The sequence below is a fragment of the Idiomarina solivarensis genome (assembly GCF_033052755.1).
Classification (GTDB): Bacteria; Pseudomonadota; Gammaproteobacteria; order Enterobacterales; family Alteromonadaceae; genus Idiomarina.
On record NZ_JAVFHZ010000003.1, the window covers coordinates 196,227 to 209,643 of the forward strand.

Sequence of the window (13,417 nt, forward strand, 5' to 3'; positions counted from 1 at the left end):
AATCTTAAGTGAGACTTCCCATGCTGCTGGAAGCGAAAGACACAAAAACCATCGGGCGTATTGCAAAAGTTGTGCGGCAGCAACAAGAGCTGGATCAGACAACAGCTGGCGCTTTTGCAGGCTGTGGCATTAATTTTGTGAGTCAATTCGAAAATGGCAAGCCAACAGTGCAACTGGAAAAAGCCCTAAATGTACTGAATGCGCTTGGCATAAGAGTCTACTTAGACATTCCTGACAGTGCTTCAAGTGACAAGCTCACCAAATTAACCGGACGCCTCAGTCATGAGTAGCTCACTTGTCGAAGAGCGCCAACTCAGCGTTTACATTAACGACAAGCCTGTTGGGCAGTTAAAAGAGCACAACGGGCTTTGGGTTTTCGAATACACGCAAAACTGGCTAGAAGGCTCAATAAGTTTTGCTTTGACGCCCTCGCTAAACCTGACAAAAAAAGAGCACATAGATACCGGAACGCAACGTCCGGTACAGTGGTTTTTTGATAACCTTCTGCCAGAAGAGAAAGCTCGGGAGGTTCTGGCAAAAGACTACGACTTAGACAAAGAAGACGCATTTGCACTGTTAGAAGCGATAGGTGCAGAGTCTGCCGGAGCTATTACATTATTAAACCCCGGCGAGACATTGCCACCGGGTGGCCTGTTCGCGTTAACCGACAGTGACATTAGCCGTCGCATTCATACGCTTCCGAAAGGACAAATGAATAGCAAACAGCGCAAGCGTATGTCGCTGGCTGGTGCTCAGCACAAAATGTTGTTGGTTATTAACGAAGAGGGCCGGTTCGAACCCAGCGGACAAACACCCTCTACCCACATTTTAAAACCAGAGCATACCCAACCGGAATTTTACTGGTTTACCGTTCGTAACGAATATTTCGTGATGACGCTGGCACAGCGGTGCCAGCTAATTGTACCTAAAGTTGACATAGATTACGTGCCAGAACCCATATACATCGTTGAGCGTTTTGATCGCGCAGGCACTTACCCAAATACTCAGCGCGTGCACGTTCTCGATGGCTGCCAAATGCTGGATATTTCAGCGTCTGCGAAATATCGTGCAAGTAACGTAGCAGCGTTAAAGCGCTTGGTTGATATAACTCGGGCTCCAGCGCAAACCGCTTTTCGACTGTTTCGTTGGGCGCTGTTTAATTTCCTGGTGGGCAATGGCGATGCGCATCTTAAAAATTTAACGTTTCGCTACAGCGTAAATGACTGTCAGTTAATGCCTCATTATGATCTGCTCTCTACAGCGGTATACACTGATGCAAGAGACCATGTCAACGAAGAGTTGTCGCAACCCATTGGAGGTGCCAAATATTTTGGGCAGGTTTCGCGCAAATCTGTTTTAGCGTTCGCAGAGGACTTAGGGCTTAATAAGCCCGTCGCAGAGCGAGAAATAGAGCGGCTGTGCAAAAGCATTCAACAAGAAGCCGACAAACTCATCACCGAGCTTGAGCAACAGCCCAATTTTGAGTCAAGAGCCGGCGAGTTGCAGCTGCTGCGCAATATCCGATACCGCTGTATTGGTGAATTTGTCAGTCAGTTAATGTAGCCTGGCGTTATTTACGTCAGGTCTAGATCTCACCTGATGCAATAGCATCAGGCTACGTCTACTCCGTAACGAGCTTTGATCTTAACCGTCAGTGCAGCACGCGCATCCGGCTCACCATGAATCAACCGTATACGCTTAACCGGCTCTTCGGTGGCGTCAATAAAGTCTAGCAGCTCTTGCTGGTCGGCATGAGCAGAGTAGCCGCCTAAGGTATAAACACCGGCCTTTATGTAAACGCGTTCGTGGTCTAAGTCGACATAGCCGCCTGCCGGGCCATACTGCTGAATATCCCGCCCCGGCGTACCCGTTGCCTGATACCCTACAAAGAGCACATCGGTGCGCGGGTCGGGCAGTAAGGCCTTTAAATAATTGAGCATACGCCCGCCGGTACACATACCGCTGGCGGCTATTACAATACAAGGGTCACCGCTGCTTTGCAGGTAATTCAGAATACGTTCGTGCTCGCTGTGTTCGTCTACTGTTAGCAGGCGGTCAAAATTAAGCGGGTTGCGGTCTTCATCCAAACGCTTATGGGCTTCCTCGTCCCATAAGTCCTTCATTGTCCGGTATTGCCTGGTAAACTGCGCCGCCAGTGGGGAGTCCAGAATTACCGTCATTTTATGCCAGACAGGATCTTTCGTACCGGTTTTAACCTCTTGCTCACGGGCGTTATGAATAATATCTTCCAGTTCGTACAAAAGCTCCTGCGTGCGGCCGATACTAAAAGCCGGAATTAAAATGGTGCCCTTGTTTTCAACGCAGCGTTCCACTACTGACTTTAACCGCTGCGCACGGTCAGCACGCGACTCGTGGTTCTTGTCGCCGTAGGTGCTTTCCAGCAACAGAAAGTCGGCGCGTTCCAGCGGTGTTGGGTCGGGCAGTAGTGGTGTGTTTTTACAGCCTAGGTCACCAGAGAACACAATGCGGTAGTGAGTCTTCACATTTTCAATTTCAACATAAGAAGAACCCAGAATATGACCAGCTTGGCGAAAGCGCAGTTTAAAAGTCTCATTCGCAAATGTTGCAGGCAGCTCAAACCATTCATCATAAGCCACAGGGTTTAGCTGACGTCGCAGCCGGGCAATTACGGCATCAATAATTTCGGCATTACGGGTTAAGCCAATTTTTAAGGCGTCTTCTATAACCAGCGGCAGCAACAGCGCGGTGGCTTTGGTGCAGTAAATAGGGCCATTGAAGCCCGCAATAAGCAACCAGGGTAGTCGGCCAACGTGGTCAATGTGGCAATGGGTTACGACCAGAGCTTGCACCTTGCTAATATCGAAGTCAATTTCCTGGGCGCTCTCGTCGGCACCTGAACCCGAGGTTTCAGCGCCCTGAAACAACCCGCAGTCAATAAGTAGTGAGTGGTTACTGTCTAATAAAAGCTCGTGGCACGAGCCCGTAACGCCTTCAAATGCGCCGTGATGAATAACATCCATGTGCTGGTTCCTTTTATCGTTGATCACTTTATGCAACACCCTAGTAGCCTGATGCTATTGCATCAGGTGAGATCTATCCTGACGTAATAACGTCCGGCTACATTTAGGAGGTAAGACTACAAAAAACAACGGAAAAGCGCTATCGGACAAAAGGGTGATATTGGATCATTCCAAATAACTGAGGTCTTTAAGTCTACAGTAGGTTATCTTTTTTAATAACTAATTGTAGACCTAATTGGTTTCTTGGTGTACGGTAGGTTATTAATTTTATTAACCTAATGCATACCTATGAGTACACGTCAATTGAAAAGTAAGTTACATGCGTTGCAAAAATATACACATCATGCGCTTGTATCTATGCCACAATTTAAGATGTTAATGCCAGAATATTCAGACGATGCACTAAAAGTCCGTCTAAATTACCTGGTAAAAAAAGGCGTTCTTCAAAAGGTTTGTCGAGGAGTATGGGCTTTTCCTGAAAGCCACTATTACCACTCGACGAGTATTTTGCACCTACCGCATTTGGTGCGGCCATCAAGCCTTAATTACCTCAGTTTGGAATCTGTACTCAGTAAATATAACGTTATTAGTCAGCAGATGTTTGACTATGTCACGGTAATGACAACTGGGCGGAGTGGGACATTTAAAACTCCACTTGGGACGCTTGAGCTTACACACACTAAGCGTGACCCAATAAAAATTACTAATGAGACGTATCCATTAGATGATTACCCATTGAGAGAAGCGACAATAAAGAGGGCCTACTTAGATTTGAAAAACGTCGGACGAAATCTCGAATTGGTTGACCAGGATGCTTTAAGTGAAGCGATTACAAGACAAAGAAGTGATAACTATGAACATTAAATCTCTTGCGCAAAAAATTTGTTGCTCTAGCCCTGCGCCGTTCGATTAAAGCACGAGATGTTTGGGATATTGCCTGGCTAAATCAGCGTAATGTACAGGTAGATGCGGAGTTAGTCCGAACCAAGTTTCAGGACTATCATCAAACTACCGGTTTTGAAGCGCTTTCCGGGCGGTTAAAAGAATTACCATCTTATATGGCTTCAGGTGATTTTGAGCAGGAAATGCGGCGCTTTCTACACTCATCAACGGTCGCTAACAGTATCGAGCAGGACGGTTTTATCGACTATCTTACCGATACCGTGATCCGAATGGGCGACCAGCTATTACGTGCACAAAGTAGTGATTCGTCGAGATTTAATATGTGAGTAAGCGTAGCCTGACACTTGTGTCAGGTGCGATATACCCAGTTCAACCACCGCCAAACGAGCCGTGCTGAATGGGTCGCTTTATTATGAATTTAATAATAGCGTTATAGTTATGTGAAAAATACAGTTTAACGTGATAGTTATGTAAGTTTTATCATTTTGCGCTATAGTTATGTCTACTACTAAAAAGCAGCGAGTGCTTTATGGCTGAATTGTATTTCTCAACAACAACAGAACAAAGTCGCGAATTGACTCGCCGGGAGAAAAAGGGCGAGCTAAAGCGCCTGTATCGGGGAATTTATACTGACGCTAGTTACGAAGAATTAACGAATCTTGTTCTAAGAGACTGGGCCAAAATAGTTAATTATTTGCTACCTAACGCTATAGCGGCTTATAGAACGGCTCATGAGCTACGTCCAGTAGAAGGCACCGTGTTTGTCGCTGATGCCGTGGCGGCGCGCAGAACCATCGATATTGCGTCCATTTTAACTATTTATATTTGGCCGGGTTCAACCAGCGACCTTGTCGAACCGTTTTTGCCCGAGATGAAGCGCTCCGCACCAGCTCGTCAGTATTTAGAAAATTTAACGGTGAGTCGCTCTAAAGTAAAAAAGAGCCTGGGCCAAAGTTGGGTGGAGGAGCGCCTGTGTATTGAACTTAAACGAACCAATAATGAAGACAGTTTGAATCAGATACGCGACCAAGCACGAGTGTTTGCCAATAAACAGGGCTTTGAAACTGAGTTTGAAAAATTAAATGCTATTATAAGCGCTTTGTTAACAACCCATTCAGGTGAATCAATATTAAAAACCGAAGTGGGCCTGGCTAGTGCTAAGCAAGAACCGTTTGACGTGCATCGCATTGCACTGTTTAAAGACCTGGCCAATTACCTTAAGCGCTGTCAGTTACCCAAATTACCTTATGAATACAATAAGTCGGGTTGGAATCACTTAGCTTTTTTCGAAAGTTATTTTTCAAATTACATAGAGGGCACAGAGTTTGAGATTGACGAGGCGGAACAAATCGTCTTCCAACGCAGTGAAATTAATAACCGACATGCAGACAGTCATGATGTTCTTTCTATCTACGACCAGGTGGTCGACTACCAAGGCATGAGCATTACGCCTGAAACGCCTGACGAACTTATCGAAAGCCTGCAGCGCCGTCACTTCGAATTTTTGTTTGAGCGCCCAGACAAAAACCCCGGGCGATTTAAATCGAAAGTAAACAAAGCTGGTAGCAGTACTTTTGTAAGCCCAGATGATGTCGTAGGCACACTAACGCAGGCATTTGCCATTTATCAGTCGGTGCCTGAGGGGCTCTCCAGAGCCATATTCTTGCAATTTTTAGTGTCAGAATGTCATCCGTTTGACGACGGTAACGGCCGGCTGTCACGTATAATGATGAATGCCGAGCTGCACGCAGCAGGCGAATACAAACTGATAGTACCGACAGTGCATAGAGACAGTTATTTGAATGGGCTTAGAAAAGCCACTCGCGATGGAAACTTTAAAACCCTGGTTAAAGTGTTTTACCAACTGCAACGCTATACCGCATCTATAGACTGGGCGGACTATGGTGAAGCAAGAGATACGCTGGAAGCTCATAAAGCCCACTTGTTACCGGATGAAGGCATTGCTGACTTTAACCGGCAGATTCGTCAATACCGGTTTACCCCGCCAGCCTCGTAGCCTAATGCTATTGGGTTACTTCAAATACTCAAGGTTTTGCAGGCGGTAGCGCATAGCATCGCGAGATACATCAAACTTACTACTGAACAGATCGAGTAGTTGTTCAGTTGTAATTACTGTCATCAATGTGTGGGTATACATCGTACACAAGGTGTCCAAGCTCATGAGCAAGAGTAAAACGTTGTCTTACTGGTGGCTCAGTCGGGTTTACCCAAATATGAATAGAATGAACCTGCCCGACGTTATCCCTTTCAACTTTAACAAAGCCAGACTTTGTTAAGTTCTCAAAATCGAGCTCGTTGCTAAAGCGAACACCTGCAATTGATTTGACTAAGGAATCGACATCAATAGGAAGTTCCAGATCGGCAACAGGTTTGCCCGCGCACTTCTCAAGAAAGCATAACGGGATAGAGCCTGTCTACATTCACCCTTACTTCGACGGTAATGGCAGAATAGGTCGCTTCATTATGAATTTAATGCTGGCGTCGGGGGGCTACCCCTGGACGGTGGTTCCCGTTGAGCGGCGCATTTGACATCTAACCTGACATCAACTAGATTGATTTATAAGTAACTCATTAACTAGCTTAAGGGTTTATATATAAACCAATTTATATGCCTAAATCTATAACACGCACCTACTCACGCTATACAAAAGAAGCATTGACTTTACTGGCAGGGCTGATCCGTGCTGCCCGTATTGAGCGCAAGCTCAGTGCACAGAACGTTGCTGAGCGTGTCGGTATTTCAAGAAGTATGCTCCAGCGTATTGAAAAGGGTGATCCTAAGTGTGAAATAGGCGCTGTATTTGAGGCAGCCAGTATTGTCGGCGTGCATTTATTCAACGCTGATCTGACTTCCTCCAAACTTGCAAATAATATAAAACGAAACGAGGAAAAGCTCACATTGCTTCCACAGCGAGCGCGTAAACCGAAAAAGGTTGTTGATGATGATTTCTGAGCGTGCTTATAAGGAAGCTTATGTCTGGATTTGGCTACCTGGTGAAACAAGCCCGGTAGTGGCCGGAAAGCTTGAAGCTGATGGCGATAACCTGCTTTTTAACTACGGTAAGAACTATTTAGCGAGTGTTAACGAAAAGCCTGCCGCGATACCAATCTATGAACCCGAGCTCCCTTTAAAACAGGGAGTGCTTAGAAATTTGGACGGCTTAAGTATGCCGGGATGCATTCGCGACGCGGCACCTGATGCCTGGGGGCGTCGCGTGGTTATTAATAAACTACAAGGAAAACGCGATAGAGATGTTGATACTACCGTACTGAGCGAGCTGACTTACCTTTTAGAGTCTGGCTCAGATAGAATTGGGGCTCTCGACTTTCAGTTATCGCCGACCGAATACGTTCCTCGCTCGGCGAAGAATGCGACTATGGAAGAACTGATAGAGTCGGCTGAGCGTGTGGAAAAAGGCATTACCCTGACACCTGAATTGGATCAGGCTCTTTATCATGGTAGTTCAATTGGGGGGGCTCGTCCGAAAGCACTTATTGAACAAGGCGGCACAAAGTACATCGCCAAGTTTTCGGCTTCTAATGATCTCTATAGCGTTGTAAAGGCTGAATTTATCGCTATGCGCCTGGCTTGGTTGGCTGGACTACATGTCGCACCGGTCAAACTGACCAGAGCGGCTGGCAAAGATGTGATTTTAATTGAGCGTTTTGACAGGGCGCGAGGTGACAGTGGCTGGACGCGAAAATCAATGGTATCTGCTTTAACGCTTTTTGAGCTTGATGATATGATGGCGCGTTACGCAAGTTATGAAACACTTGCCGAAATTATCCGCCGTCGCTTCATCAATCCTAAAGAGACGCTTAAGGAACTGTTTTCCCGGTTAGTATTTAATATTTTGTGTGGCAATACGGATGATCACGCCAGAAACCATGCCGCGTTTTGGGATGGTAATAGCCTACAACTGACTCCGGCCTATGATATTTGCCCACAAGGCCGTACGGGTAATGAGCAGGGCCAGGCGATGCTTATTCTGGGTAATAAGAATGCCAGCCAAGTAGCGACTTGTTTAGAAGCTGCTTCGAACTTTTTGTTGAGTGAGGACGAAGCACTGACCATTTTTGAACATCAAAAATTGGTAGTAGAGGAAAACTGGCAAAGCGTATGCGATGAAGCTGAACTCAGCGAAGTTGACCGGAAGTTATTCTGGGGCCGCCAATTTCTTAATCCGTTTTCATTACGAATGTAAATTTGGTTGACCCATATGTGGATAGCGCACACCGTCGAGTCACACCCCACCAACGGAACCAACTGCTCAAAATTCAAACGAAAAGATGTGATAAAGCCTTTGTAGGCCAAGGGCTGCATACGGTATGATACGCGCTTGATCAAAATTCAATGAAACACGAATTATAACAAATTAACAGCATTATCGGTTTATAGGAGCCGCCTCCTATGGGCGGTAGCGTGCCTAACACAGTAAAAATTATAAAGCAGGCAAACAATAAGGCCTCAGAATGAATGATAACAATCCGAAAGCACCATTAACTCCCCTTAACTACGAACCAAACCGCCATCCGGATTACCAGGACGATGAAATCGATCTGCGAGAGCTCTTTGGCATCATCTGGCAAGGTAAATGGTGGATTATCGCCATTACCTTTGTATTTGCGGTGGGGTCCGTTATTTACTCTTTAAGCCTGCCGAATATTTATAAGTCAGAAGCCACGTTGGCGCCTACGGAAGAGGCTAGCGGTGGCGGCCTATCGCAAATGGCGGGTCAGCTAGGCGGTTTAGCTAGCCTGGCCGGTGTTAATTTAGGTGGTAACACGGTTGATAAAACCACCATTGCTATAGAAATACTGAAGTCCCGAGCGTTTATAAAAAGTTTTGTTGAAAAGTACAATATATTGCCGGAGATTATGGCAGTAGAAGAGTGGAGCCGTCAAAGCGGACTGGTTTATAATAAAGAAATTTATGATCCAGCTACTGATGAGTGGGTGAGAGACGTTGAGCCGCCCAAACAACCTAGGCCAAGCAGTTGGGAGTATGTACAAGTTTTTAAGAATGAAGTGCTTAGCGTCGCTCGCGATGATGAAACTGGTTTAGTTACTATTGCGGTTAACCATAAGTCGCCAAAAATTGCTGAGCAGTTGACTACCTGGTTAATTGACGAAATTAACAACCATATGCGAGAACGCGATATTCAAGAGGCGCGGCGCAGTTTAGAGTACTTAAATGAAGAGCTTCAGGAAACCGCATTAAGCAACATGCAGCAAGTGTTTTATCAACTAATAGAGAAGCAAACCCAAACCATTATGCTGGCGAACGTGCGGCCAGAATATATTTTCCAGGTAATTGATCCTCCGGTTGCTCCTGAACAAAAAGCCAAGCCATCACGCGCTTTAATCTGCATTATTGGTACCTTTTTAGGCGGCTTTCTAAGTGTGGGCTTCGTACTACTCAGGAATTTATTCAGAAAAAGTAAGGACGTAGCCTGACGTTTACGTCAGGTGAGATACTAAGTGTTAAAAAATAAAGTGGGATTCTTGTGGAACAACTAAAAGAAAATTTAGTAGAGCTTTTTAACTCTAAAAAAGCGGTGATCGGAATTTTAGGGTTAGGGTATGTTGGCCAACCTTTAGCCTTGCGTTACAGCTCATTAAACTATAAAACCATTGGTTTTGATATTGATGAAAGTAAGGTGTCGGAGTTAAATAGCGGAAAAAGTGGTATAGAGCATATTAGCGATGCCGCTATAGAAACGGCTTTAGAGAATGGTTTTGAAGCAACGGCTGATTTTCAGCGAATTTTAGAATGTGATGCACTTATTCTCTGTGTTCCTACGCCATTGAATAAGTACCGTGAGCCTGATATTAGTTATGTTACAAACACCACCGATATGATGGTGCCTTACCTTAGAAAAGGGCAGGTCGTCTCTCTTGAGAGCACAACGTATCCCGGTACTACTGAAGAAGAACTGCTTCCTCGACTGGAAACGAATGGCTTAAAAGTCGGAGATGATATCTTCCTGGTGTACTCTCCAGAAAGAGAAGATCCGGGTAACCCCAATTTTAATACTCAAACCATTCCAAAAGTTGTAGGTGGTCATACTGCTTCATGTCGAGATGTTGGCGTTGCTTTATATAAGCACGCTATTGATAAGGTTGTTCCTGTAAGCTCAACTAAAGCGGCGGAACTGACTAAGTTATTAGAAAATATTCATCGCGCTGTGAATATTGGTTTAGTTAACGAAATGAAGATTGTTGCAGACAGCATGGGCATTGATATCTTCGAAGTCGTGGATGCGGCTGCAACTAAACCTTTTGGCTTTACCCCTTACTATCCAGGCCCCGGACTCGGTGGACATTGTATTCCCATTGACCCATTTTATTTAACCTGGAAAGCTAGAGAGTACGGTCTTAATACACGCTTTATCGAACTGTCTGGTGAAGTAAACCGCGCTATGCCCGAGTATGTCGTAAACAAACTCATGGATGGTTTAAACAAGCATCAAAAGTCAGTAAATGGCAGTCGAATTTTGGTGTTAGGTATTGCTTATAAAAAGAATGTCGACGATATGCGTGAATCTCCGTCCGTTGAAATCATGGAGCTTATTCGTGATAAGGGCGCTGAAGTTGCTTACAGCGACCCTCATGTACCAACCTTCCCTAAAATGCGTGAACACAGTTTTGATTTACACAGCACTGAATTAACGCCAGAAAACTTGAACAGTTTTGATGCTGTCATTTTGGCAACTGATCATGAGAAATTTGATTATGACGTTATATACGAAAACTCGCGGATAATCATTGACTCGCGTGGCAAGTATAGAGAAAAGAACGGAAAGGTGATTAAAGCGTAATGACTGATTCAAACACTAATAAGAACTTTGCTCTTGTAGGTGCTGCGGGCTATATAGCACCCCGCCATATGAAAGCAGTTAAAGAAACTAACAATACTTTAAGTGCCGCTTATGACATTAACGACTCTGTTGGTATTATTGACAGCATTTCGCCACAAAGCGAATTCTTCACTGATTTTGAACGTTTCTATGAGCACGCTTGGCAGTTAAAACGTAATAACAGCACAAAGTTAGATTATATTTCGATATGCTCTCCCAACCACATGCATGCCTCGCATATAGCCGCTGGTTTACGTTTAGGTTGTGATGTTATTTGTGAAAAGCCTTTGGTTCCAACGAGTAACGATTTAGATGAACTAGAACGGGTTGAGCAAGAGACGGGCAAGAAAGTTTACAACATCCTTCAGTTACGGCATCACCCGGCAATTATTGAATTACGGGATAAGGTGGCTAATTCAAAGAAAGATGAGAAGCACGAAGTTGAGCTTACTTACATCACGTCTCGTGGTAAATGGTATCTCGAGAGCTGGAAGGGTGACCCGCGAAAATCGTTTGGTGTGGCAACCAACATTGGTGTGCATTTTTTCGATATGCTTCATTTTATTTTTGGGAAGTTACAGAAGAATGTGCTTCATTACGCTGATGACCTGAAGGCATCTGGTTACTTAGAATATGAAAAAGCACGAGTAAAATGGTTACTTTCCATTGACGCCAATGATTTACCGGACGAAGTTAAAGGTGAAAAAACAACCTACAGAACCATTAATTGCGATGGTGATGAGTTAGAGTTTTCAGGTGGTTTTACCGACCTTCACACCGTTAGTTATCAAGAGATATTAGCTGGTCGTGGTTATGGCATTAAAGATGCCCGGCATTGCGTGGAAACCGTAGAGCAAATTCGTACTCAGCAGCCGCAATCTGCAGAAGCCAATGAAGCACATCCTTTTCTGGCATCACTTCTTAAAAAATAATACGCAGTATTCAAAGCGAACAGGTGCACACTATGAGTTATTACCAACATGAATCGGCAATTGTAGATGACGGAGCTCAAATTGGCGAAGGTAGCCGTGTCTGGCACTTCGTGCATGTTTGCGGTGAAGCCCAAATTGGCAAAGGCGTTTCATTAGGGCAAAACGTTTTCGTCGGTAACCGAGTGAAAATTGGCGATAACTGTAAAATACAAAACAATGTTTCAGTCTACGACAACGTGTATTTGGAAGAAGGCGTATTTTGTGGGCCTAGTATGGTTTTCACCAATGTGTATAACCCTCGTTCGCTGATAGAGCGCAAAGACGAATATAAGGACACCCTAGTTAAAAAAGGTGCTTCTTTAGGGGCTAATTGCACTATTGTTTGCGGTATTACTATCGGTGAGTACGCTTTTATTGGTGCTGGAGCCGTTGTGAATAAAGATGTGCCTGCTTATGCACTTATGGTGGGCGTACCGGCTAAACAAATTGGCTGGATGAGTGAACATGGCGAACAATTAGATTTACCGTTGACTGGTGATGCTAAAGCTGAATGTTCTCACTCAGGCGCAACCTATACGTTAAATGGACAAACCGTGATTAAAGAAGGTTAATTAACATGCAGTTTATTGATTTAGCCGCTCAGCAGGCAAGAATTAAAGATAAAATTGATGCAGGCATTGCGCGCGTTCTTGCCCACGGCAAGTATATTCTAGGCCCGGAAGTTCAAGAGTTAGAAGAAAAATTAGCCGATTATACAGGTGCAAAGTACTGTATTACCGTGGCAAACGGAACCGACGCACTTCAAATTGCGCAAATGGCGTTAGGTATTGGCCCGGGAGATGAAGTTATTACGCCGGGCTTTACTTATATTGCGACGGCAGAAACAGTAGCCTTATTAGGCGCAAAGCCGGTTTATGTTGATATTGACCCTAAAACTTACAACATTGACCCTGAGCTCATTGAAGCTGCTATTACGCCTAAAACAAAAGCAATTATTCCCGTGTCACTTTATGGCCAGTGTGCAGATTTCGACCGAATTAATGAGATCGCAAGAAAGCACAACATTCCGGTTATTGAAGATGGTGCACAAAGCTTTGGTGCAACTTACAAAGGCAGAAAATCTTGTAACTTAAGTAAAATTGCTTGTACTAGCTTTTTTCCTAGTAAACCTTTGGGGTGTTATGGCGATGGCGGTGCTATTTTTACTAATGATGACGAGCTAGCTACCATAATGCGACAAATAGCCCGGCATGGACAGGATCGCCGGTATCACCATATTAGAGTGGGTGTAAATAGTCGATTAGACACTATTCAAGCGGCGATTTTGAAGCCTAAATTAGAAATTCTTAATGAAGAAATACAGCTGCGTAATACGATTGCTAGTAATTACACATTATGGCTAAATGAAAAAGGTATAGAAGCCACGCCGTTCGTTGAAGAATATAATTCGTCAGTCTGGGCACAATATACCTTAAAGGTAAAAAATCGCGATGAGCTTCAACAAAAACTTAAAGAAAATGGCATTCCAACTGCAGTACATTATCCTATGCCATTAAATAAACAACCCGCTGTTGAAGATAGGGTTTCGTCGCTTGCTATTGGTAATGATGCCGCGAATATTGTTATGTCATTACCGATGCATCCGTATCTCACTCTGGAAGAACAGAAAAAAATTGTAAACATTATTGGTGAGCAGTGA

General features: G+C 44.5%; 15 protein-coding genes. 13 read left to right on the plus strand and 2 right to left on the minus strand.

The features are described from left to right. The first annotated feature begins 20 nt into the window (after window positions 1-20). Together RBK99_RS06830 and RBK99_RS06835 are read left to right on the plus strand one after the other, a co-directional pair. Window positions 21-290 carry a helix-turn-helix domain-containing protein gene (locus RBK99_RS06830; protein ID WP_317503885.1) on the plus strand — a complete coding sequence of 90 codons (270 nt, stop codon included), beginning with the start codon at window positions 21-23 and terminating at the stop codon, window positions 288-290. Then, complete coding sequence (locus RBK99_RS06835; RefSeq protein WP_317503886.1) at window positions 283-1,563, plus strand: HipA domain-containing protein; 1,281 nt, start codon at window positions 283-285, stop codon at window positions 1,561-1,563. Before RBK99_RS06830 ends, RBK99_RS06835 begins: the two co-directional genes overlap by 8 nt. 47 nt (window positions 1,564-1,610) lie before the next feature. Here RBK99_RS06835 and RBK99_RS06840 read toward each other — a convergent pair whose 3' ends face one another. Beyond that, on the minus strand, window positions 1,611-3,002 hold the full coding sequence (locus RBK99_RS06840; protein ID WP_317503887.1) for an MBL fold metallo-hydrolase RNA specificity domain-containing protein: 1,392 nt from the start codon (window positions 3,000-3,002) through the stop codon (window positions 1,611-1,613). A 288-nt stretch (window positions 3,003-3,290) separates the two neighbouring features. Here RBK99_RS06840 and abiEi point away from each other — a divergent pair, with 288 nt between their 5' ends. From abiEi to RBK99_RS06855, 3 genes are all read left to right on the plus strand, one after another. Further along, window positions 3,291-3,866 (plus strand): type IV toxin-antitoxin system AbiEi family antitoxin, encoded by a 576-nt coding sequence (gene abiEi, locus RBK99_RS06845; RefSeq protein ID WP_317503888.1) that lies wholly within the window; start codon window positions 3,291-3,293, stop codon window positions 3,864-3,866. A 5-nt stretch (window positions 3,867-3,871) separates the two neighbouring features. Beyond that, entirely contained in the window at window positions 3,872-4,231 is a 360-nt protein-coding gene (locus tag RBK99_RS06850) for a nucleotidyl transferase AbiEii/AbiGii toxin family protein (protein ID WP_317503889.1), read from the plus strand. Window positions 4,232-4,434: 203 nt separating this feature from the next. Beyond that, a complete protein-coding gene (locus RBK99_RS06855; RefSeq protein ID WP_317503890.1) occupies window positions 4,435-5,922 on the plus strand; it encodes a Fic family protein in 1,488 nt (495 codons plus the stop codon). 103 nt (window positions 5,923-6,025) lie between these two features. Here RBK99_RS06855 and RBK99_RS13525 read toward each other — a convergent pair whose 3' ends face one another. Beyond that, complete coding sequence (locus RBK99_RS13525; RefSeq protein ID WP_411161972.1) at window positions 6,026-6,331, minus strand: ImmA/IrrE family metallo-endopeptidase; 306 nt, start codon at window positions 6,329-6,331, stop codon at window positions 6,026-6,028. Between RBK99_RS13525 and RBK99_RS06860 the strand changes: the two genes are divergently transcribed. The 8 genes from RBK99_RS06860 (at window position 6,249) to RBK99_RS06895 (ending at window position 13,417) form a co-directional block, all read left to right on the plus strand. Then, entirely contained in the window at window positions 6,249-6,455 is a 207-nt protein-coding gene (locus RBK99_RS06860) for a Fic family protein (RefSeq protein ID WP_317503891.1), read from the plus strand. The two genes, RBK99_RS13525 and RBK99_RS06860, sit on opposite strands and share 83 nt — an antisense overlap. A gap of 79 nt (window positions 6,456-6,534) precedes the next feature. Beyond that, a complete protein-coding gene (locus RBK99_RS06865) occupies window positions 6,535-6,879 on the plus strand; it encodes a helix-turn-helix transcriptional regulator (RefSeq protein WP_317503892.1) in 345 nt (114 codons plus the stop codon). Then, on the plus strand, window positions 6,866-8,131 hold the full coding sequence (locus RBK99_RS06870) for a type II toxin-antitoxin system HipA family toxin (RefSeq protein ID WP_317503893.1): 1,266 nt from the start codon (window positions 6,866-6,868) through the stop codon (window positions 8,129-8,131). Before RBK99_RS06865 ends, RBK99_RS06870 begins: the two co-directional genes overlap by 14 nt. Before the next feature lie 268 nt (window positions 8,132-8,399). Continuing rightward, window positions 8,400-9,383, plus strand: a complete 984-nt coding sequence (locus RBK99_RS06875) for a Wzz/FepE/Etk N-terminal domain-containing protein (protein ID WP_317503894.1) — start codon at window positions 8,400-8,402, stop codon at window positions 9,381-9,383. 50 nt (window positions 9,384-9,433) lie between these two features. Continuing rightward, window positions 9,434-10,747, plus strand: a complete 1,314-nt coding sequence (locus RBK99_RS06880; protein WP_317503895.1) for a nucleotide sugar dehydrogenase — start codon at window positions 9,434-9,436, stop codon at window positions 10,745-10,747. Next, complete coding sequence (locus RBK99_RS06885; RefSeq protein ID WP_317503896.1) at window positions 10,747-11,718, plus strand: Gfo/Idh/MocA family oxidoreductase; 972 nt, start codon at window positions 10,747-10,749, stop codon at window positions 11,716-11,718. Before RBK99_RS06880 ends, RBK99_RS06885 begins: the two co-directional genes overlap by 1 nt. 32 nt (window positions 11,719-11,750) lie before the next feature. After that, on the plus strand, window positions 11,751-12,329 hold the full coding sequence (gene wbpD, locus RBK99_RS06890) for a UDP-2-acetamido-3-amino-2,3-dideoxy-D-glucuronate N-acetyltransferase (protein ID WP_317503897.1): 579 nt from the start codon (window positions 11,751-11,753) through the stop codon (window positions 12,327-12,329). A gap of 5 nt (window positions 12,330-12,334) precedes the next feature. Then, window positions 12,335-13,417, plus strand: coding sequence for a DegT/DnrJ/EryC1/StrS family aminotransferase (locus RBK99_RS06895; RefSeq protein WP_317503898.1), 1,083 nt, complete (start codon window positions 12,335-12,337; stop codon window positions 13,415-13,417).